Raw genomic sequence first — 22026 nt, forward strand, 5'->3', positions numbered from 1 at the left:
CATGACTTGTCCCAATTGTGGTGCCAAAAATGATCAAGATGCAGCTTTTTGTTGGCAGTGTGGTCAGAGTTTAGCAGCGACACCAGCCGATATTCCAGCAACAGCAGCAACTTCCGAAACACCGACTGAGCAAACAGTAGCAACAAATATTTGTCCGAATTGCGGCACACCCAATGAGCCCGGTGAGAATTTTTGCTTGAATTGTGGCACGCCCTTAACTGACGCACCAGTAAAAGCAGCATCGTCAAATTCGGTGGCGGCACCTGAGCCAGTGGTCAATACTGCTGCAGCCGCTAATCAGGTTACTCAGTCGCTGGTCAGTAATAATCAGCCAACAGCACCGGCAAATACGCCAACACCGAGCGCACAGTTAGACAATCAGCCAATGCCAGCAGCGTCCACAGGCAAAGTGCCACCTGCAGCTGCAGTTAAACCTAAACCAAATAAAAAAGGCTTGTGGGCAGCAATTTTATTATTGGTCCTGTTACTAGGTGGGGCTGGTTATTATTTCTATCAAAATAATCAGCCTAGCGCCAAATCGGTGGCAACAGCTGACCGGAGCTCTAAAAAACGCTCGTCGAAAAAAAGTCGGGTCTCTTCAAGCAAGTCAGCAAAATCATCGCAGAAAGTCACTAAAGCCGCGCCGAAGAAAGCCGCTCAATCTAATGAACCGCCAGCAATCACCAGTCTAGTGGAACCGATTCTGGATCGTGACTTGTCAGGTTTAGCTGGCAATACGTCGGCTTATGTTTCGCGAACAGATAGTGATGAGGAAGTCGTTCGCAACAACCGCGAGCAACGAGCTGCCAGTGACATTAAGATTTTTATTATGATTACAGCTTATGAACAGGCTAAGAATAATCAGCTTGATTTAGACGGCAAATATGAATTAAGCGATGATGACAAAGTTGGCGGTACTGGGGTTGTTCAAAGCATGCCGGCGGGGACGCGCTTGACTTTGCGGGAGTGTATTCAGTACATGATCGACGAGAGTGATAATACTGCGGCTAATATTATGATTGACGCTGTTGGTGGGCTTGATGCGGTCAACGATGAAATCAGTCAGTTAGGTCTGACTGACACGCAATTAGAGCGCAAGTTAATGGATACGGATGCGCTCAACGCCGGTCGCGATAACATGACTTCGGCCAAGGACCTCGGCGTTGTCTTGAAGCAAATGTACAATCATCAGCTAGTCTCATCAGGCTACGACACAGAAATGTTAAATATTTTAGCCAAAAATAAAAATCACAGTAAATTGTTAGCTGATTTACCAGCGGGCGCTAAAGGTTACAACAAGACTGGTGAATTCTCGACTTATGGGGTTCAAAATGATGCCGCGATTCTCGAAAGCAGCAAAGCGGCTTTGGTTGTCGTGGTGCTATCCGAAGATGGTCAAGAATCAACACAAATTCAGGCGATGAATCTCTTAGGTGCTGATTTGTATCAAAAATTATTAATTTAAAATGGAGGAGTTATCATGAAATTTTGTCCCAATTGTGGCGCTGAATTAAAACCCACAGCTAAATTCTGTACCACTTGTGGTTATCATTTGCCAGTCGTTGAGGCGGCCGCTCAGCCAGCAGCAACCACCCAGCAGAAAATTGTTGCGCAGCCAGAAATGGCGCCTCAGTCTAACCCACAGAATGTTACTCGCGGGTTATATGCATCGGCCACGGAGAAACTTAACCAATTTACTGGTGAGCAAGGTCCCGTTAAAATCAATTTAAAAGATCTTTTCTCACAGGTTTTTCAAAAGCATACGCAAGATGAGGCTGAAGAAATTTTTATTGCGGGGACTAAAACAACGACGCCAGCGCTGGAAAGTATTTCCAGTGATTGGGCCAAACCTTGGCTTTTCTCACGAATTCTCGCCGTGTTTGGCATTGCTTTTGTAGCCTTGTTATATATGGCTGGCAATTTAGGCAATGAAAAAGCAATTCCGGGATTGATTTTTGTGGGAGCTTTTGCCGTGCCATTAAGTGCTGTGATCTTCTTTTTTGAATCCAACGTTTTCCAGAATGTTAGTTTATATCAAGTGGCGAAAGTCTTTTTTATTGGTGGCGTGTTCTCGCTATTAATTACAATGATTCTTTATAGCTTTGTGACGATGAGCGTTCAGGAACAGATTTTTGGTGTGATGACGCTGGGCGATGCCTTGTCAGTCGGCGTTGTTGAAGAGGTTGGTAAGCTGGTTATTTTACTTTATTTTGTCAGCAAATTAAATATCCATCGTATTTTAAATGGCATCTTAATTGGTGGGGCCGTTGGTGCTGGCTTCGCCGCTTTTGAAACAGCTGGCTACATTTACCAAGCCAGTAAAGCGCAATTAGTTGATGTGGCAATTGTTCGAGCAGTTACAGCAATTGGCGGTCATCTTGTCTGGTGTGCGATTGCTGGTGGGGCTTTAATTATTGTTAAAAAAGCCAACCGGTTTGATTATAATCAATTATTGAATCCGAAATTTCTAGTTTTCTTTGTTCTCGCAGTTGCGATGCACGCTTTATGGGATTATGACTTGCCTGTTTTGCCATTATACTTAAAGTTGTTGCTGTTAACAGTTGCTGCCTGGCTGATTTTATTCGTATTAATCAATGCTGGGTTAAAAGAAGTCACTCATATTAAAAATGGTGAAATTCCGGCCTAACGCTACTAGACAATTTCTGAGCGCCAGTGCCAGCATAAAACTTGAAATCTTGGGTCAGCTATTCCTATACTGAGGTGAAAATCAAAGTAGGGGGTTCTGAGATGACTGAGAAATTCGATACGATTGTAATTGGTGCTGGTCCCGGCGGCATGGCGGTGGCCTCAGCGTTAGCCAGCAAGCAACGCGTATTAGTGGTTGAAAAAGGTGATTGGGGTGGTACTTGTCCTAATCGCGGCTGTGATCCCAAGAAGATCCTTTATGGTGTGGTCGACAACTATTTACAGGCGCAACGTTTTCATGACGATGGCATGCCAACCATGGGCCAATTAGACTGGTCTAAACTAGTTGCCTTCGAGAAAAGCTATACCAAGAATATTCCAACGAATATGGTCGCTGGACTTAAAGCCGCTGGTGCCAAAACCTTGGCCGGGGAAGCAGCGTTCGTCAATGACCATATGATTGCTGTGAACGGCGCGACTTACGAGACCGATAATTTTGTAATTGCTGCTGGTGCTGAACCAAGAATTCTTGATATTCCAGGCCAGGATTATTTGAAGACGAGTACCGATTTCTTAAAGATGACGGAAATGCCGAAGCGAATTGGGTTTATTGGTGGTGGCTTTGTTACTTTGGAGCTGGCTAACATTGCTAATGCTGTTGGCGCCGAAGTCCATATTTTCCAACATAATCATCGCTTACTGGAAACCTTGCCGCAAAGTGCTACCGACCGTTTAGCCAAGATTCTCGGTCAACGAGGGGTTAAATTCCATTGGCAAACTACCGTCAGTGAAATTAATAAGGATCAAGGCGCGTTGATCGCGCAAACCAGTGATGGTTCTGTTCCTGTGGACATGTTAATTAGTGCAGTTGGCCGCCCAGCTGCTTTAAATGGCTTAAATCTGCAGCATGCTGGCGTTGCAACTGATAATCATGGTATTAAGGTTGACGACCACTTGCGGACTAGTCAGAGCCATATTTATGCCATTGGCGATATTGGCTCCAAACGAATTCCCAAGCTAACTGGCGTGGCTGGTTTCGAGGGTGCTTACGTTGCGCGGACAATTCTCGGCGCAACGGCCCCAATTATTTACCCAGCAATTCCATTTATTGCTTTTACCAGTCCTCAATTAGGCCAGGTCGGGCTGACCGTCGATCAAGCTATGAAAGAGCCTGATCGTTATGAGATTAAAGTGAATGAAGTTGGCCAGTGGTACAATTATTTCCGCTTGCGTGATCAAGATGCGCAAATTACGACCGTGGTTGATAAAAAGACTGGTTTATTGGTGGGCGCTGTGGTTATGGCCCATGATAGCGAAGAGTTAATGAATCGCTTTGCCCAAATCATTAGCTTGAAACAAACGCCGGCTGATTTGGCCAAATCGATTGCTGTTTATCCAAGCTTTTCCAGTGACCTTGGTTATCTTTATTAAAATAAAAAGTGTTAAATGATCGATGAAGTGATGACATCGGTTTAAAACAGAACTGGTTCTGACTGCATTGCGGGCTTGCTGGTTGTGGAACGCTGCCGGCGTTGATTTGAGCTTATTGCTTCGCAACAATCTCAAATACAAGCCTTGTTCTAAGTGGCATAGCCACTAAGAACAATTTGGCGGCTGACGCCAAGATCCCTCCACGCCGTCTGGAGTTGAATTAGTACACTTTATCTTTGCTAGTAATCAAGGCAGTTGTTGTGGGATTGTGGCAAATATCTGGTTTATGTCACGACCTGAAGTGTGTGACTGCGGGGCAGTTAATGACGTTTATTTGAAATCTCGGACGATTCTTAGGAATTGTTCGGGATTTTTTCGTTTAAGTGGGGCAGTTGTCTTTTTACAGCTTATTTAGCCGCTATTTTTTATTTTTTTGATGAGTAGGTTATATTTAGGGAGGAACAGCTGATTCTCGCAACCTGAATTTTTTTATTGTAGAATGGATTTACTAAAACTTGATAAGGGATGCTTGATTGATGAAAACAAGAGTCGCAGTTTTTTCTGAAGGTGTATTGAACCTGATGGCTAATGCTGGCGTGATTTTGCCTTATTTTTTCTGCTTAACCTTTTATAATCAAAACAAGAATTTAGCAGCGGCAATTTATCCCTTTTTAATGGTTTATGCGTTTCGAACGATTGGGATGCTACTAACGACGGCGATTCACCAGCCAACTGTTAAAATGCTGATGTTGGCCAATGGTTTCGGTGTGGTGGGCTCATTGCTTTTGCTAGGCGCACAAATGCCGGCACTAGGGATTATTGGCGGGATTCTCTTAGGCTTAGCTTCTAGTTGGGTTTGGCCTTATTATTTGACTGTAAAATATCGCGGCCGGCAAAAGCACGAATTTAAATTAACCAAGATGCATTCATTGGCGTCGTTGATCACAGTGGTCTTACTTGGGGCAGTCGAATTTTTTGATGCCCACGATCAGCGCTTGTCGTGGTCGTTTCTAGTTTTGGCGGTGTTGTACGGTTTGTCGCTATTGGGCAGTTGGTTCATGGGCCAGAAAATAACCTACTATCAGCAAACGGATTTGCAGGAGACTGATTGGCGCCAGCACGTGACGAATAAGTTGCGCTTGGCTCGTAATACGCTGGCTGTTACGATTCTCTTGATTTTAGTTTTCGCTTATCGTTATACCCGCACCAAAGTGACACCTCATTATTATGATTTGATTTTAGCGCTGGTTTCCTTAGGCGTCTTAGCGCTCTTGATCTTTTATCAATTAGCGATTCATCAGAAATTATTCCCGCTCAGTTTAGATGCGATTAATCGTGGCGTGGTGATGAACTTTGTCATGCTCTACGCCGCCTTCAACAGCCAGTTACGCTTTCCCAAGCTCAGCACTTTAATGATCATTTATACGTTATATTTAGTTGGCCTGGAACTCGGCCCAGTTTTATTGAAAAAATACCCGAGTCAACGTTACTTCGTTTTGTTTGCCGGCTTATTGCTGACTTTGTTTAATTGGACTTATTTCTTGGGAATCTTTGCTTGTTCGGTCTTTATTGGGGCCGACAATCGCTTATTGAATGATGCCATTTATGTTGATCCTCGAATTGAGACCGAGCGCTCGTTCTTAGTGAAATACCAGTTCTCAAGTATTGGTAGTGTCGCACAACAATTGCTCTTCATGATGTCCGTTTATTTCGTCAGTTATTTCCAAAACGTCCGCGTCTTGTCGTTCTTTAATCCTGATGTGCAAGGTGTTACCAACTGGCAGCTCAACTTGATCAATTGTTTCATCGTGTTGTGTGTGGGTTTGAGTAGCTTAATGACTTATCGAGCACTGCGCAAGCACCAGCTCTTGAATGCGCCGACTGTCGATCATGATGCTAAATAGTTAAAATTTGGTGAAAGTGGTGGGACAGAACAGGTTCTGACTGCATTGCGGGCTTGCTGGTTGTGGAACGCTGCCGGCATCGATTTGAACCAATTAAGGACCGAATTGTTTCAAATACGAGCCTTTGTCTAATTGCTGAAGCAATAAGACAAATTTGGCGGCTGACAACCACGCCCTCCATTCCGTCTGGAGTTGAATTAGCGCACTTCACATTTGTTAGTGTTTGAGGCAGTGGTAGTGGGATTCAGTAACTCAATTCAATCAGTACAATAGTTAAGTAGCACAAAAAATCGGTGTGACAACTCTATTCAGTAGAGATTGTCACACCGATTTCCGTATTACCGCAATCCGGCTCGGCTAAATAGTGGTGATCAATTTCGTTAGTTTAATTCAGGCAGGGGCCCAGCGATTGGCGTCAATGGTGAAATTATTCTTGCCGCTTTAGCGGTTAGAATAAGACTCGTATTTGAGATTGTTGCGTCAGCAATAAGCTCAAATCGATGTCCACCATGTTCCACGCCTACAAAATCGCTGGGCCCCTGCCGTTCTCGCTAGGAAACGACTAGGTTCAAGGCCATGGTATTCCAAACTCTGCAAATTGCGCTACCACCATTTCCAATTGAAGTAGTTTTGGTATTACACCACTGTTTTGTGCTGGCGAGCCCAAGCCGTGATTTGCTTCGTTAGTGACTGATATTGATCAGGCTTATCAACTTGCCGACTGATCAAATAAAATTGCCGCTGATAAGGACTGCCCAAGGTCTGATAATTCAAATTCTGGGCGGCACTTTCAGAAATAATCGCTTTGCCGAAATTTTGATGCAGCAGTTGGACGATGATTTGATTATTGGCAATGGTCAACTGTGGCCCTTGAATATCGTGCTCGGCAAAATAGCGAGCCGTATAGTGATAGACGCCGCTATTGGCCTCACGAACTAGCCAAGGCTGTTCAGGCTGCTCACCGTTTACAAGTACGAGTTGGTCATTAAATAAAGTTTGCCGATGAATACTATTGCTGGACAGGGGCTTTTCAATAAAGCCGAGATCAATCTTGTGTTGCTGCAGCGCTTCAAAAACGGCCAAAGAATTCAGCATGGTGACGCTGAAATTGACTTGCTGATTGTGTTGATAAAGTTGGGGCAGCAATTCGGGCAAGAAGTAACAGGCGAAAGTGTGGGAGGCGCCAATGCGGCAGTTTAGTCGCTGGCTTCCAGGTAGATTCTGCTTGACAGTGGTCCACTCGTCTAAAATTTTGCTGGCTTGCCGGTAAAGTTCCTCGGCTTGCGGCGTCACTAATAATTGGGTGCGGCCATTGCGCACAAATAGGGTTGTTTGGAGTTCGTTTTCCAGTTGTTTGATTTGTGCGGAAACTGTTGGCTGAGCAATGAACAGTAAATCAGCGGCATGCGAGAAACTTTTTGTTTCATAAACCATTTTGAAAGTTGTCAGTAATTTAAACATGGGAACCTTTCCATTACAAATATCAATCGTAACTATTATCTCTATCAATCATACTAATGATAGTCTTCCGGTACAATATTAATATTGATATTTTGGAGGAAAAATAATGGAACGATTCGCAAAAATTTCAGTTGCTGCTCGGCCAGTTTTACCAGGACTGGGTTTATCAGTGGCCGTGGCAATTGCTGCTAAAGTAATTGCCATTTGGTTGCCTGATTTGGGTGGTGCCACGATTGCTATTTTATTAGGTATTCTGCTGGGTAACACGTGTTTTCGACAGGAAATATGGGCCGTGGGGACGAAATTCTCGGAAAGTCGCTTGTTGGAATACTCAGTTGTTTTATTGGGTTTTACAGTGACTTTTCAAACCATCAGCCAGATTGGGTGGCGCGGGGTGGTTTATGTTGTTTTAATGATGACCACGGTGATTTTCGCGGCTTATTGGCTGGGTCACTGGCTAGGCTTCGACGAGAAGATGTCGTTAATGATGGCCGGCGGTAACGCAGTGTGCGGTTCCAGCGCGATTGGTGCGATTGCCCCGGCGATTAAGGCTGATGAAACTGACAAGGGCCAGATTATTACGTTGGTGAATTTGCTAGGCACGGTAATGATGTTATTGTTGCCGTTAATTGGCGGCCAGGTTTTTGGTGATCAACTGCTGGCCAAAAGTGCGCTGCTTGGTGGCACCTTACAATCTGTGGGTCAGGTAGTGGCTGGCGCCAGTCTAATTAGTAGCGCTACCGTGCAATACGCGATGCTATTTAAAATTATGCGGATCATGTTGCTGGTCGTGGTCGTCTTGGCCTTTACTAAAAAAGTTGCCGCTCCAACGACTTCGGCGGCAAACACAACCCACAAAACGAAAGGGATTCGCATTCCTTGGTATGTTTTGGGATTTCTAATTTTTTGTATCCTAAATAGTCTCGTGTCATTACCAACGGTGCTGAATGCCAGTGCACATACAATTAGCACTTGGTTTGAAACGACGGCATTAGCGGCTATTGGGTTACGATTAGATTTTCGTAAGTTCATGCAGCAAGGGGTCAAGTTCCTACTTTATGGGGTTGGCGTTGGTTTTGTCCAGACGGTAGCGGCGATTAGTTTTATTCTGCTCTTAGGTTTATAAGGGTATTCAGTAAATTGGGGTGCAACAACTTTTTTTCGTCAAAATAAAACACAATAAGTCGTTATGAATATTTTTAAGTATAATTTATTTGGTAAAATTTATGATTAACAATTTAAATATCTCAAAATAATATACAAATTATTTTGAGATATTTTTTATTATTCTTTTATTTATCAAAGATAATACGACGAGGAGATTTGCTTAAAAATATTCATTATTCTGATTAATTATTAAAAATAAGCCAAAAAGCATTGACGATATTTTATTTTATAATGTATAATATTTTTTGCTTGGTAAAAATAACAGAAATTTTCAGAAAACGAGGGTAGTCATTTGAAGAAACTATTAGTGAGTTTAAGTTTAATTTTGGCGATGTTGGGCGGCACCTTAGCTGTAACGAAGCCGGTGGCAGCAGCAACGGACGATAATAAGGCCTTGGATTCAACAGCAACTGTTAATGTTGATGCCACCAATCCCGATAATCCTAATCCCGAGGATGGCCGGTTGCTTTTAAAATCAGTTCCTGATTTTCATTACGGTACTTTATCGGCTCGACAAATTTTCAATGGTTTTCAAGATCAGCAAGCGCAAGCAGATGGGCAATTGGTGATTGTTGATAATCGACTAGGCGACGATCAATGGCAATTATCAGTTAAAGCCGATGCATTCAAGCGGGCTGATCAGCAGTCTTTAAACGCCGGACTATTACAATTGATGGCCTTACCAATGGCCGCTGATCAGGCTGATACAACCGCGTCGATCAATGGCAAGGTGCCAACTGATGGTGCCACCCATGTGCTGACAACGAACCGCTCTGGCCTGCATGGCTTAGTAAAATATAACTTTGCTAAAAGCGATAACACGTTAAGCTTAGATGCAACCAATCGCTTGGCAATTAAGACCAATGATACTTTTACCGCCCCTTTGACTTGGACACTGGCGGCCTCACAACCAGCAGTCAAGCCTTTATAATCTGAACCTTTTGTGAGTAAGGTTGGGTCGCGCTGCCTTACTCCTTTTTCCTATTAGGAGTTGCGTATGAAATTTAAAATAATCTTAGGTGCCATTATTGTCGCTGGCTTAGTCAGCCTCGGCTTAATTGCACCGCGAATCAGTCAGGCTGCCGAAACTGGTGCTGAATTTTCAGTTCAACCGATTTTACCGGCTGCGCAAACTGACCAACAATTACACCATTTTGCAATTACACCTCAGGCAAACACAACTTATCCGTTAAAAATTGTGGTCGAAAACTTGAGCCCGACGACCAGTCACCAATTTCGGGTGCAGCTTTTGGCAGCCACAACGACTAGTGGCGGCAAAATTGACTACACGCCTTCAAATAAAAAACGTGATTCTAGTGCGCACGTGTTGCTACCGGATTTAGTGGCACAGCAGGCACCAGAACAGCTGATAACCGTGGCACCAGCCAGCCAAGAAGTTGTCACTTTCATGATTAAAACGCCGCAACCGTTAATTGAGGGCACTATTTTAGGCAGCGTTTATGTTCAACGGGTGACCGAACTGGCAGCAGCTGACCGGGAAATTGGCTTGCAAAATCAATTTGCCATGACCATCCCGGTGGTGCTGGAAACGCCGAGTAATCGCCTGCCCAAACTTGCTGTTGATGATGTCTATTTAGCTTCAGCTGGTGGCCGGGCGGGATTGGTCGCGGCGGTTCATAACAACAGTCCGGTGATGTTTGGCCAGATTAAACTTGATGCGAAGATTCGCCGTCAAGGCCAAAATCAAGTGCTGATCCATCAGCAGGATCATGATTATGAAATGGCGCCTAATTCAACGTTAGATTATCATTTGGAGACGGGGAGTAAGACGTTAACACCAGGTCGCTATGTGCTTGATTTGACACTGAATTCTGGCCAGAAGAAATTCAAATTACAGCGAAAATTTACGATTAAGGCCACTGATCAAGGTGCAGTTGAGCAACATTTAGTCGAAATTAATCAAACACGACCGACGCCCTGGTTGCTATTAATTCTAGGCACGTTGGCCGGACTGCTCGTGATCAGCGGCTTGATTATTTGGTTCGTCCGCCAACGACGCCGGTCTTAATTACAATTGTTGCTACCGATGGTTGAAAGGAGAAAGGCGGCATAGCGATGAAGCAAAAAAAATACTTGGTGAGACTCAGCTTGTTAGCAATGCTTTGGGGCTGCATCAGCTCGCCACTTCAGCCAACGTTGGCAGGCACAATTACCGCAGCAACTGCAGTCAATGACTCAGCCAGCCTGGCAGCTAATGAACCAGTTGCAGACGAAGACAAAACTAATCTGCCTCATGCTGGTGCACAAGAGTCAACAGCCAATGCAATCACAGATACAACCGCAGATGCAGCTCTAGATACAACTGCCAATCCCGAACGACCAGCCGAACCACTATTAACACTGCCATTAACGACAACACCAGATTCGGAAACGCAAACGTCCAGTGAACCCCCAACTGTGTCTGAGTCTGCTGATGAGTTAGCAATCGAACCGGCGGCAACTGATACTTTGCCAGCCACACCAATCACGGAGCCACCACTACCGCCAACAGCTCAGGATGGGGCCCGTCCGGCGGATAAGGCTGGCTGGGTTTTAGGTATTCCGTTATTTGCCGGCTTCCTCAGCCAGCCTCAGCGGCAACAATATGTTCAAGAGGGTGATTCGGTTGAATTGGATGCTCGTTTTACCGAAACCGAATGGCACCCCTCTGGCAGCGAAAAGGTTTTTCTAACCAAATGGTCGTGGAACGGCGAGCGTTGGTTAAAGAGTGATGATGGTTATGCCTACAAGGCAACTGATATAGGAAACAATAAATTTAAAACGGTGATTCGCTTTGGCCCTGGCCAGCATGATCAACTGCCAGTCGGCTACTATTATTTTCAATTGCGGTTCACCAATGGTAACTTGGTGCGCAACACTTACTATTCGCAATTGGCTAAAATTGTTGTTGAAAGTGATAGCAATGCTGCCACATCAGTTAATGTGGTGCCGGAGACGGAAATTATTTTCCCCAATGTTGAATATCAAATCGATGCCAATATTCAGCCAGCCCATTCAACCAGTGTTGTTGGCTGGCAAAGCGATGCGGCTACTTTGGACCGTAGTTTTGGCCGCAGTGCTAATTTCCATTTAGATGGTGGGACGATTAAAGACTGGGTCAACGTTGACACTAACCGGCCAGGCTTGCCAGTAACAGTTACCGCCAAGGCCAATGAACATTATGATACGACACTAGTTCACGCCGGTGGGTTGAAAGCTCAAGAATTGCCGCTTGACCGCGCTCGTGATCAAGGCATTCAGTGGCCCGTGGCCGGAATGGATAAGTTGCAGCGTGACTTGTACGCTGCTGACAGTAGTGTTGAAGTGAAGCGGACGAAATTCAAGTGGTCCTATTTCCAAAAAAATAATCGCGGGCGCTACACGGAACGCAGCTTTCCTAAAGAAGTTAAAAACGCCAGCGGCACACTTGATCAGCCCACTGATTTAAATAGCAGTAAATTATTAGCGATTCCTGGCGACAGTGCCTTCATTAACACGCTGCGAACTGCCAGCATGAATAATGCGGCCATTTACGCGAAGCTGATGCTGACGTTAACTATTAAAACTGGCCGTAATGCGACTAAGGACGTTAATTTAACCACGAATCAGGCTCGACTTTTGGTTAATCCACCCACAGGAAAATTGTATTTAGCAATGACACCGGATTTCAATTTTCCACCAGTGACTAGTCGTCAAATTTATCAGGGTAATCAACAAACCACTGCTGAGCAAATCTTGGCACCAATGACTGAACGCAGTTTTTTGGCGGTGGTCGATACGCGGCCGGACAATGCCGACTGGACTTTACAAGCAACGATGACGCCGTTTACAGCCGCTGATCAACAGCTGACACAGGTTGGCATCAAGTTGAAAAGCTTTGCGATTCATCCGGCAGAAGCTGTATTACGACCCAATCAGGCCCCACTAACGGTGGCGAAATCAAGTGATTGGCAGCAGGGGGCCTTTCCGGTTCAAGGCGAACTACTGCTCGATCCGCAACCACTAGCCCAATTACACGACCAACAAAAATTCCAGGCTAAAATTACCTGGAACTTGACCACCACACAGCCAGCCGCACCAATGCTGTAAGCGAACTAGTGATTCAACATTAGTTTGGTGACAAGATGTTAGTGTGAAACACGTTAAAAAAGCGACTCAATGCTGAATTGAGTCGCTTTTTTGGTGCATGTTGCAGCTGATTACTTTTTAAAACGTAAACTGATTTTACGGGCAAGGCTTTCATTACACACGAATACTACCGCAGCTAATGGCGTTAGCGGTACGGCTCATTTATTAGATTAATGACTCGCAAAAATACAAAAATGAATAATGATAATGAAAAACTATTACAATTATAAATATGATATCTTGAGCAAGCCTACTGAAAAAATATTTTTTAATTATTCATTTTTTACGATTTATTATCTAAAAAGTGACAATATGTAACTCAAAAAAGATGTCTAAACATCTTGATAAATATGATGATATGATTAATTTTTCAAAGTGACACAATGTAACTTAAAAACTATCATAATATGCAAAAAAATTACTGTTTTTTTGAAAGCGCAATTTTTTTAGTTGACGTACCTAGTAACTCTTCGTATACTAGGCTCATAAATTGATGTGACGGCGCTGTCAACAATCAAAAATTTGTGTTGAAAAAAAGAAATGGGGAAATCATTATGAAAAAAACAATCTCACTCCTGGCACTATCACTGGCAATCGTTGGTTCACTTGCATTTACAGGATCAACAGCTCAAGCAGCTTCAATTTCGGCGGACCAACTAGGGGGTAGTTCAACTGCTGATTTTAAGGTTACTGCTAAAGAAGATCCAGAAGATCCGGATCCAGATCCAGATGCAGGTAAATTAGTGCTTAACGAAGTACCTGATTTTAACTTTGGGATAATTTCTGCTAAAAATATTTATGGTGGTTTTACTGGCCGTGCAGCAACTGCTGATGGTAAAGTATCAATTAGTGATAACCGAATCGGTGCAACTGATTGGACTTTGAAAGCATCGATGACTGGTTTCACTGATGGCACAACAACTTTAAGCGATTCTGTGTTGAACTTGCAAGCAGCTGGTCAAACAACTGCACTTGACTTAAATGGGGCAATCAATGTTGGTACCCAAACACAATTAGCAACTAGTGATGGTACTGCCCATGGTACTTTTGATTATAATTTAGCCGCAGCTAACAATACCTTAAACTTAGGCGCTAACGGTGGTGCTGTCTTAACTGATGGCGCAACTTATACTTCGAACTTAACTTGGGAATTAACTTCAGGTCAACCAACGACTCAAGTTGCAGAATAATTTAGATTTCTTGGGGTAAAGCGGGTCGCGCTACTTTACCTCTTTTGAATTGGGGATGCGTATGAAACATTTAAAATCAATCTTATTTGGTTTGGCAGTGTTCATCGGGGGATGCATTGCAACAACCATTAATCAAACCCAAGCTGCTGGTTCTGGCGCTGATTTTACGATCAGTCCAGTTCTACCAGAGGCTCAAGCTGATCAAAGTTTAAACTATTTTTCGTTAAATACGGAAGCAAATCAGGTCTATCCGTTAAAAGTGGTCGTGAATAACTTGAATTCTGAGAAAGCCCAGAATTTCCAAGTGCAGTTGGTGACTGCAACGACGACTAGTTCAGGTCGAATTAGTTATATGCCAACTGCGGATAAACGTGATTCCAGTGCTTTGACCACTTTGCCAGAATTGGCACTTGATCAGCCAACGACTCATCGGATTACAGTGCCGGCAGCTAGCAAGCAAGAAGTGACTTTTACCGTGACGATGCCGAAGAGTAATATTGTCGGGACTGTTTTAGGCAGTATTTATGTGCGGCGAGTCGACGCTAAAAGTAAAAATGATCAGACGATTGGCATTCAGAATGAATTTGCAATGACCATTCCTGTCATGCTTCAGCAGAAAAATCTGCCCAAAATCACGCCTGCTTTGAACATTACCAGCGTTAAACAATCTGCTTCTGGGGGAGCGGCTGTTTTAAAGGCGCGGGTTCATAACAGCAAGCCAGTGATGTTCGGCAAGATCAACATGAAGACGCAAGTGTTTAAAAAAGGCAGCAAAAAAGCCCTGATCACCCAAACTGATCAGAACTTTGAAATGGCGCCGAACTCAACAATGCCTTATCAAGTTAGAACCGGTGGCGAAGCATTAGCGCCTGGTCGCTATGTTTTGAAGATGCGGTTAACTTCTGGCGAAAAAGTCTTTAATCTGGAAAAAGAATTCGGCATTAAAGCAAGTGAGCATCGTACCACGGAACAACAATTGGTCAAAGTAAACCGCAATATCTGGTGGCTTTGGTATGCAATTGGCGCTGGCTTAGTCTTAATCATTATTGGCTTAGTGATTCTGCTGATCTATCGCAAACGTCGTGCTCAGAAATAATTGTGCTATATTGGGGATAACTGAATAATTCAGCTATTGTGATCAGTCTAATTGCTCGGGGGGATTAGTCGTGAACTACTGGCAAAAAACAAGTAAGTTAATAGTTGCACTGGTTCTTCTAGGTGCAATTGTTGGCCAAATAACACCAAATTTAACTGCCGGGAGTGCAGTTACAACAACAGCAAAACAAAAATTAACCGGTGCTGATTCAAAATTAGTAGCGATTAATCAAGCAGTCAATCAAAACGAAGCGACAACTACTAATGAGACACCAAATGAAACAGGCAATGCGGAGACAGCTGCGGCCGACAATCATGATGACGAAGAATCTGTAAATGCTGAAGAGACAACAACGTCTGATGAAGCCACATCTGAATCTGAGGAAACAACGTCTGATCAAGAAGAATTACCAACGAATAGGTCAGAAGATGAACTGAATTTGGAAGATGAACCAGCTGCACCAACGTCAGCTGATGGCGTGAAAAGTGCTAGCAAGGGTGCATCGCTGATTTTTGATAGTATTGTTGTGCGTGATGGCTTTATTACCCAACCACAGTCGGAACAATACGTGGTCAAAGGAACGGCCGCCAATTTAAAACATCAGGTAATTAATTCGATACTTGCAGGTACCGTGGGGTCACAACCAACCATGTATGAAAATATGTGGAGTTATGATGAAGCAACACAAAAATGGATAATGACAAAGGATCGTAAGATTGACAAGAATAATGTGAATCAGATTCATAGTTTGGGTTCTCGTTATGATGTTACCGTGCAAAACACTCTGGACGTAGGTTATTACTATTTTCAGTATTATTACAGCAAGGGTTGGCTACAAGGCAACTACTACTCCAAATTAGTTAAAGTGGTGGTGGTCCCTGAAGAGATACCGGCGACTGATTTGAGTATTACACCAGAGTCGAACGTTGTTTTTCCTAATTTTGAATATGAGGCTCAAGCTACGGTGACACCGAACACCTCAACAAACTTTATTGGCTGGAATAAATCCAGTGATGTGGATTATGATATGTATACCGGCCGTGAGGTTGACTTTGAGCCGCAAGCTTCAGTTATTGATAGTGCTATTAATACGAGTACTGAGAATCCAGGAATACCAGTGACCTTGTCCGCGGACGCGCAAGATTTAACTGGTACGCCAACGGGAGTGTCTGCGGCAACTACAGTCTATGTTGGTGGCTTGAAGGCGAAAAGCTTGGCAATTGACCAGGCCCAAAAATATGGCATGTCTTGGTCAGTCGATGGCTTAGATAAATTAACCAAAGAATTCTACGAATCCGATACGGATGGCGAAGCACTTGATCAGCCTAAATCGGCTACGTATAGTTGGCGCTATTATCGAAAAGATAGCAGCGGCAAGTACGTGGCAACAAGCTTTAATACTTCCCAGACTGATAATAGTGATGGTATGTTAAATACTCCTGCTGAATTGAATTCGACTAAGCAACTCTATCTTCATGGCGATAGCGACTTCTTTCTAGGGGCCAACGTAGCAACGGCTGTGAATGATAATTTCTATGCTCAATTAACAATGGCGTTTAAGTTTAGTAAAGAAACCATTACTGTTAAGACCAACTTTGCCCAGATTTCAATTACTGGGGCGATTGGCGAATTAAGTTTGGCTAGCGTGCCCGATTTTAACTTCGGTAATGTTGCTGCTAAGCAAATTTATGATGGCAATTTAAGCAATGAAAGTTCACAACCAGTTTCGAAAAATAATACGAATAATCAAATCTCAATTAGTGATACGCGGCCAAATCAGGATGGCAAACCGCAGACTTGGTACTTGTCAGCTGAAATGTCATCTTTCGAAGATCAGGATGAGCAAACTTTGCCGGGAACTAATTTGAAATTAACTGGTCTACCTAATAGCTTAACGCCGGTGCTACCAAGCGATTCGGAAGAACATCAAATCCTGAGTTCAAATGAAATGGCTTCTGGCAATTACCCAGTGGCCGCGCAGCTTCAGCTAGCCGCCAATCCTTTGGCGAAGTTAACTGAGGGCGTGCAATTTCATTCGACCATCACTTGGAATCTCACCTCGGATACACCGACGGCTGCTGCACTATAACTAACTGAATGTCATCTTTTTAAGACAGAGTAATAAAAAAGTTCAATCTTAGGAGCGCTCCCCTGAGATTGAACTTTTCTGTTTATTTAGGTTCTCGTAATTGATTGGGAATAACTAAGACGACTAAAGTGATTAAAACTGAATAGATCATTGCTGGTGGATAAACAGTTAGCGCAATCACGAAGCCAACTAATTTGATGGCAATATCATACCAGGCCCAATCTAAGCGCCGGCGCATGTGGTGAATAAAGGTTGTATCTGCGGCGTTAGCATTTTGCAGCACGCGATACATGAACATATTCGAGAAGGTAATTAGCAAAACAACAATGCCGTAGAAAATTTGAGCCGTTCGATTGTTGAAATTAGAAGAAACAATGCTGGTGGCGTAAGGAAATAAAGAAGCAAAAAATAACATAACTAAAGTGGCCCAGATTGTTTTACGATTGATTTTATCTAGGGGATACCATTCGTTATGAAGATTGACCCACATGGCGCCTAACCAGAAAAACGACAAGCTATAGGCGAAGAAGTTTTCCCGCAAGTCCCAGAAAGCCTGGGGCGTAATTTGTTTGGGCTTCTCCAATTCCAAAACAAGAATGGTCATGACAATGGCTAAAACTGCGTCAATAAATGTGGTTAAACGTTCTTTTTTCATTAATATTCCCCCGCAAAAGATAGTTCTTGAATTTATTATACCGTGAAGTTCGATGTGATGCCATGCCGCTACCGCAGGTGTTCGCAACTTAGGCTATTCAATGTTATAATCAGTAGGATTGACAAATCATGCTTGGTTCAGTTCTTTTGGGGCTGGTCAAGAAATTCTGATTGAACGAGAGGTAGTTATCATGACAGAAGCAATTAGTTTACGGGCAGGTATGACCTTCGTTAAGGACGGCAAGCTCATTAAAGTTATCGAAAGTAATCACCACAAACCCGGTAAAGGCAACACGGTGATGCAGGTGAAATTATATGATGTTCGCGCTGGTTCAACGATTCAAACAACCATGCGTCCTAGCGAAAAAATCGAATTAGCCGTTGTCGAACGTAAATCAGTTCAATACTTATACACTCAAAATGACATGGCCGTTTTCATGGACTTGGAAACTTACGAACAATATGAAATTCCAGTGGCTTCAATCGCTCATGAAATGAATTACTTATTGGAAAACATGACTGTTGAAATTGAATTCTACGGTTCAGAAGTGATCGGTGTTACTTTACCAGGGACAGTTGACTTAGTTGTGACAGAAACACAACCTTCAATCAAGGGTGGTTCTGTAACTGGTAGTGGCAAACCTGCTACTTTGGAAACTGGCTTAGTCGTTAACGTGCCAGATTTCATCTCTGCTGGTGAAAAGATTCAAGTTAACACAAGCGATAACTCATATCGTGGCCGTTCTCAAAAATAATAGTCAATAAAACAGTTACTGACAAAATCACTTTTATGGAAGTGATTCTGAACAGTAACTGTTTTTTTGTGGAAAAATTTGGGACATAAATGTTTGGCACACTTCTTGTGATATGATGAGTTAGATGGCAAGGAGGTTTTCAAAAATGGGCTGGCTTTTGAAACGAATGATGTTAGGCATGACGATTACGATGATGTTGATCAGTGTAGCCGTTCTTTGGAGTGCACGTCCTACTAGTCATTATGGACCACCGCGTGCAACTGACAATGTGATGAAGGATTGTTTCATTAAATTACGCAAACCTTATGCTGGAATTGGTTCAGGAAACGATGTGACAATCGTCAAGGTTGACGACAGTGGCCAAGGGTGGCAGGACGTCAGCGTCCCACAGGTTGAAAAAGTAGGCTGGAATCACGACGTTATTGTTTATCGGGCACGAGCATTTTCTCAAAAAAGTCAGCAACGCTACTATGGCGTTATCTATCAAGAAAGTGGTTTGAACTATCAATACGACTCTTGGAAGAAACTGCAGTTGAAACAACCGGCTGTTAAAGGCATCAAGCTAAAATATGTTTATCAATTCCGAAAATATCGTTGGCCAGAAGATAATGATCCAGATTTTAGAATTTTTTACTATCACAAGGATTCTGATCGTCAAAATTTTGCTTGGTCTTAATTCTCTGAGCCTGCCATGGCGTGATCAGTGGGCGATAGGGTGGCACACTGAGAACCGCTAAGACGAAGAAGCCATATTTCGCGATTGATAGCACACTGCCAATTGGGGAAACGTGTGGTGAAATCACTAGCGGCAGGAATAGTTGATCGAATTGGCTCAAGAGACTGTGGGCCATGTCTTTATAAACTGAGGCGGTTGGCGTATAGGAGAAATAAAGAATCACGACCAAAATCAACACGGCCGTTATGCGCAAAGTCAGTAAGTAGTTGGCAATCCGAATATTCTTAATAATCAGCTCGACAATCGCTTGAATCGATAAAATCAAGGCAATTGTCAAAATAACATCCTGAACTTGAATGAAATTGAGTTGTTTTAAATTGGCACCACTGGATACCAGCAATTGGTGGTTAAGACCACTTTTCAAAGCAGCCTGATGTTGTTGCCGAAAAACGAAATCAGCAATGAACAGGCTCAGTGAAATAATCAAGCAGCCCCAAGTGTAATTGGTCAAGTGTGGCCGTGGCGGTATTGTTGACGATTTAGTTGACACCGGATTAACCTCCCTGCACGCGAATTTTACTTATCGTAAAGATGAAAAATTATTATGATTAGACTATTAATAATTTAACACTTAATCGCCTTGGAAAAAAGTGACAATTTGTTTCTAGGGCATTGTTTAATGCTGGCCAACAAAAAAGATGTTGCGGTACTCACGAATTCATGAGTTCACGCAACATCTTTTTATTCATTAATCTCAAAATTGTTTAGAAAATCTTCCAGCGATTCAGTGGCCAGTAGCGCAACTTCACGACACCATTGATCGACGACTTCTTAATGAAACCAATCTTCCGGCTATCTTTAGAAACCGGCCGATTATCGCCCATCACGAAATAACTATCAGCTGGCACAGTGCTCCGACCGAATAATTGTTGTAGCGAGAAATCTTCAGTGAAATCAGTCCCGGTATTATACTCAGATAAATACGATTCGTTTAATTTCTTACCATTAACGTAGAGCTGGTCGTTTTTGGCGTAAACTTTATCGCCAGGCAAGCCAATCACTCGTTTTATATAAAGACTGCCAGGTTCGTCGGGCGCATTCAGCACCACGATGTCGCCGCGTTTAATTTTGCCTAAACGATAAGTGATCAGTCGATCGCCATCGTAGAAAGTCGGTTGCATCGATGGCCCAGTCACCACATCTTTAGCGAGCACGTAATTGAAAAGCAGATTCACGCCGGTAAACATCACGATGGCAATAATAATTAATTCCAGTAGCCACTTAATAAAACTAGTTTCCTCTTTCTTTTGACCTTTTTTCGTAGTATCTTGTCCATTTGTCATTTAACTTACCCCAATAAAATTGTTCGCGGTCAAAAGCTTGGCCGCAATATCATTAGTTTCATTGTCTAATTTTCAGGCTCAAAAAGCAATTATTTCGCCGCATCTTATTGAAACTTTAGAGTTCTTGGCCGGTAAAGTGTTCTGAATTGACGGTTCTGGTGAGATGCGGTTAAATGAAAACAGACTCAAGGGTGGGAGGTTTATCGTGAAAACAATGAGAAAGTTTTTCAGTGGCTTAATTGTTCTAGGCAGTCTGCTTTTTCTAACAGCCTGTGGTCAGCCGACTAACAAGCCGGTTACTGCTAAAGCTGGTGCTAAAATTGTGCCGACATTATTTTTCCACGGTTACGGCAGTAGCATTAATGCAGAGAAGCAAATGGCCAATGCCGCGGTCAAGGCCGGCGTGACGCAAACGGTTATTCAGGCCCACGTGTCGAAAACTGGTCAAGTAACGCTGCAGGGCAATTTTCAGGCGGATGATCACCACCCAATTGTTGAGGTTGGCTTCGTCGATAATAAGAATCCCGATTATCACCAGGCTGGTAAATGGGCGCACAATGTTATTCGGGCGCTCCAGAAACGTGATCAGATTGAAAAGGTGAATTTAGTCGGTCATTCGATGGGCAACATGGCGATTGCTTTTTACATGCTGGACTATGGTCAAGATAAAAAGTTGCCCCAAGTGCAGAAGCAAGTCGATATTGCCGGGCACTTTAATGGTATTTTAGGGATGGATGATCAGCCTAATCGCATGAAGTTAGCGGCTAATGGTCGGCCGACGAAAATCAATCAGACTTATGGTGAGCTGGAAAAGCTGCGTGCTCAATCAACTTATCGCCAAGTTCAAGTGTTGAATATTTTCGGCGATTTAAATAATGGCACCCATTCTGACGGGGATGTCAGTAACGCGTCCTCACAGTCGTTACGTTATTTAGTAGCGGATCAAGCTAAGTTCTATCAAGAAAAAAAGATTGTCGGTCCCAACGCTCAGCACAGTAAATTACACGAAAATAAACAAGTTGATCAAATCCTAATTAAATTCTTGTGGAATAAGTAGAAAAGAGGAACTGTCATGAGTCAAAATCCAGCGATTACCGAATATATCCAACAATGTCCCCATGAGCGCCAAGACGTACTAAATCAAGTTCGCGAAATTATGTTGTCTTGTTTACCTGAGGCTGAAGAAACCATGAAATATGGCATGCCAACTTATTATTATCACGAAAATTTAATTCATTTTGCCTGCGCCCAGAAACATTTAGGCATTTACCCAACGCCCAGTGCCATTATTCATTTCGCCAAAGAATTGCAGAATTATCAAACCAGCAAAGGTGCGATTCAGTTTCCTTTTGACCAACCAATTCCTTACGATTTAATTCAAAAAATCGCGTTATGGCGGCGAGATCAAGTGCTGGCGAAAATAAAATAATAACAGTTTCACGAAAAGTCCAATATAGCTACACGATAAATTTTTAAATTTCTCCTG

Annotated in this window: 20 protein-coding genes; 15 read left to right on the plus strand and 5 right to left on the minus strand. The window is 43.2% G+C overall.

The annotated features are described in order from the left end of the window. The first annotated feature begins 1 nt into the window (after nt 1). The 4 genes from EKM82_RS05000 (at nt 2) to EKM82_RS05015 (ending at nt 5981) form a co-directional block, all read left to right on the plus strand. Nucleotides 2–1465 (plus strand): serine hydrolase, encoded by a 1464-nt coding sequence (locus EKM82_RS05000; protein ID WP_125767214.1) that lies wholly within the window; start codon nt 2–4, stop codon nt 1463–1465. A 15-nt stretch (nt 1466–1480) separates the two neighbouring features. Further along, nucleotides 1481–2647 carry a PrsW family glutamic-type intramembrane protease gene (locus tag EKM82_RS05005; protein WP_125767215.1) on the plus strand — a complete coding sequence of 389 codons (1167 nt, stop codon included), beginning with the start codon at nt 1481–1483 and terminating at the stop codon, nt 2645–2647. 101 nt (nt 2648–2748) lie between these two features. Next, entirely contained in the window at nt 2749–4077 is a 1329-nt protein-coding gene (locus EKM82_RS05010) for a dihydrolipoyl dehydrogenase family protein (protein ID WP_125767216.1), read from the plus strand. 536 nt (nt 4078–4613) lie between these two features. Further along, nucleotides 4614–5981: a hypothetical protein gene (locus EKM82_RS05015; RefSeq protein WP_125767217.1), complete on the plus strand. Its 1368-nt coding sequence runs from the start codon at nt 4614–4616 to the stop codon at nt 5979–5981. Here EKM82_RS05015 and EKM82_RS11340 read toward each other — a convergent pair. Together EKM82_RS11340 and EKM82_RS05020 are read right to left on the minus strand one after the other, a co-directional pair. After that, nucleotides 5974–6162 carry a hypothetical protein gene (locus tag EKM82_RS11340; protein WP_164508114.1) on the minus strand — a complete coding sequence of 63 codons (189 nt, stop codon included), beginning with the start codon at nt 6160–6162 and terminating at the stop codon, nt 5974–5976. The genes EKM82_RS05015 and EKM82_RS11340 overlap by 8 nt on opposite strands. 455 nt (nt 6163–6617) lie before the next feature. Beyond that, nucleotides 6618–7442: a LysR family transcriptional regulator gene (locus EKM82_RS05020; RefSeq protein WP_125767218.1), complete on the minus strand. Its 825-nt coding sequence runs from the start codon at nt 7440–7442 to the stop codon at nt 6618–6620. A 106-nt stretch (nt 7443–7548) separates the two neighbouring features. Here EKM82_RS05020 and EKM82_RS05025 point away from each other — a divergent pair, with 106 nt between their 5' ends. From EKM82_RS05025 to EKM82_RS05055, 7 genes are all read left to right on the plus strand, one after another. Continuing rightward, the gene (locus EKM82_RS05025; RefSeq protein ID WP_125767219.1) at nt 7549–8568 is read left to right on the plus strand and encodes a YeiH family protein; all 1020 of its coding nucleotides are present in this window, start codon (nt 7549–7551) and stop codon (nt 8566–8568) included. Between the two features lie 333 nt (nt 8569–8901). After that, nucleotides 8902–9540 (plus strand): WxL domain-containing protein, encoded by a 639-nt coding sequence (locus EKM82_RS05030; protein WP_125767220.1) that lies wholly within the window; start codon nt 8902–8904, stop codon nt 9538–9540. A 66-nt stretch (nt 9541–9606) separates the two neighbouring features. Continuing rightward, nucleotides 9607–10638 (plus strand): DUF916 and DUF3324 domain-containing protein, encoded by a 1032-nt coding sequence (locus EKM82_RS05035; protein ID WP_125767221.1) that lies wholly within the window; start codon nt 9607–9609, stop codon nt 10636–10638. Between the two features lie 47 nt (nt 10639–10685). Further along, nucleotides 10686–12698 (plus strand): WxL domain-containing protein, encoded by a 2013-nt coding sequence (locus EKM82_RS05040; RefSeq protein WP_125767222.1) that lies wholly within the window; start codon nt 10686–10688, stop codon nt 12696–12698. 593 nt (nt 12699–13291) lie between these two features. Next, the gene (locus EKM82_RS05045; protein ID WP_125767223.1) at nt 13292–13927 is read left to right on the plus strand and encodes a WxL domain-containing protein; all 636 of its coding nucleotides are present in this window, start codon (nt 13292–13294) and stop codon (nt 13925–13927) included. Between the two features lie 61 nt (nt 13928–13988). Further along, nucleotides 13989–15023 (plus strand): DUF916 and DUF3324 domain-containing protein, encoded by a 1035-nt coding sequence (locus EKM82_RS05050; protein WP_164508115.1) that lies wholly within the window; start codon nt 13989–13991, stop codon nt 15021–15023. 70 nt (nt 15024–15093) lie between these two features. After that, nucleotides 15094–17112: a WxL domain-containing protein gene (locus EKM82_RS05055; RefSeq protein WP_125767225.1), complete on the plus strand. Its 2019-nt coding sequence runs from the start codon at nt 15094–15096 to the stop codon at nt 17110–17112. An 82-nt stretch (nt 17113–17194) separates the two neighbouring features. On the opposite strand, the gene EKM82_RS05060 is transcribed toward EKM82_RS05055, so the two are convergent. Next, complete coding sequence (locus EKM82_RS05060) at nt 17195–17767, minus strand: TMEM175 family protein (RefSeq protein WP_125767226.1); 573 nt, start codon at nt 17765–17767, stop codon at nt 17195–17197. Between the two features lie 190 nt (nt 17768–17957). On the opposite strand from EKM82_RS05060, the gene efp reads away from it, so the two are divergent. Both efp and EKM82_RS05070 read left to right on the plus strand, forming a co-directional pair. Beyond that, complete coding sequence (gene efp, locus EKM82_RS05065) at nt 17958–18521, plus strand: elongation factor P (RefSeq protein ID WP_125767227.1); 564 nt, start codon at nt 17958–17960, stop codon at nt 18519–18521. Nucleotides 18522–18666: 145 nt separating this feature from the next. After that, nucleotides 18667–19197: a hypothetical protein gene (locus EKM82_RS05070; RefSeq protein WP_125767228.1), complete on the plus strand. Its 531-nt coding sequence runs from the start codon at nt 18667–18669 to the stop codon at nt 19195–19197. Here EKM82_RS05070 and EKM82_RS05075 read toward each other — a convergent pair. Beyond that, nucleotides 19142–19747, minus strand: coding sequence for a hypothetical protein (locus tag EKM82_RS05075; RefSeq protein ID WP_125767229.1), 606 nt, complete (start codon nt 19745–19747; stop codon nt 19142–19144). The two genes, EKM82_RS05070 and EKM82_RS05075, sit on opposite strands and share 56 nt — an antisense overlap. 214 nt (nt 19748–19961) lie before the next feature. Then, nucleotides 19962–20540, minus strand: coding sequence for a signal peptidase I (lepB, locus tag EKM82_RS05080; protein WP_125767230.1), 579 nt, complete (start codon nt 20538–20540; stop codon nt 19962–19964). 214 nt (nt 20541–20754) lie between these two features. On the opposite strand from lepB, the gene EKM82_RS05085 reads away from it, so the two are divergent. Both EKM82_RS05085 and EKM82_RS05090 read left to right on the plus strand, forming a co-directional pair. Beyond that, the gene (locus EKM82_RS05085; RefSeq protein WP_125767270.1) at nt 20755–21597 is read left to right on the plus strand and encodes an alpha/beta hydrolase; all 843 of its coding nucleotides are present in this window, start codon (nt 20755–20757) and stop codon (nt 21595–21597) included. 15 nt (nt 21598–21612) lie between these two features. Beyond that, entirely contained in the window at nt 21613–21969 is a 357-nt protein-coding gene (locus EKM82_RS05090) for an iron chaperone (RefSeq protein WP_125767231.1), read from the plus strand. The last annotated feature ends 57 nt before the right edge of the window (nt 21970–22026 follow it).

The organism is Lapidilactobacillus wuchangensis (genome assembly GCF_003946645.1).
GTDB classification, from domain to species: Bacteria; Bacillota; Bacilli; order Lactobacillales; family Lactobacillaceae; genus Lapidilactobacillus; species Lapidilactobacillus wuchangensis.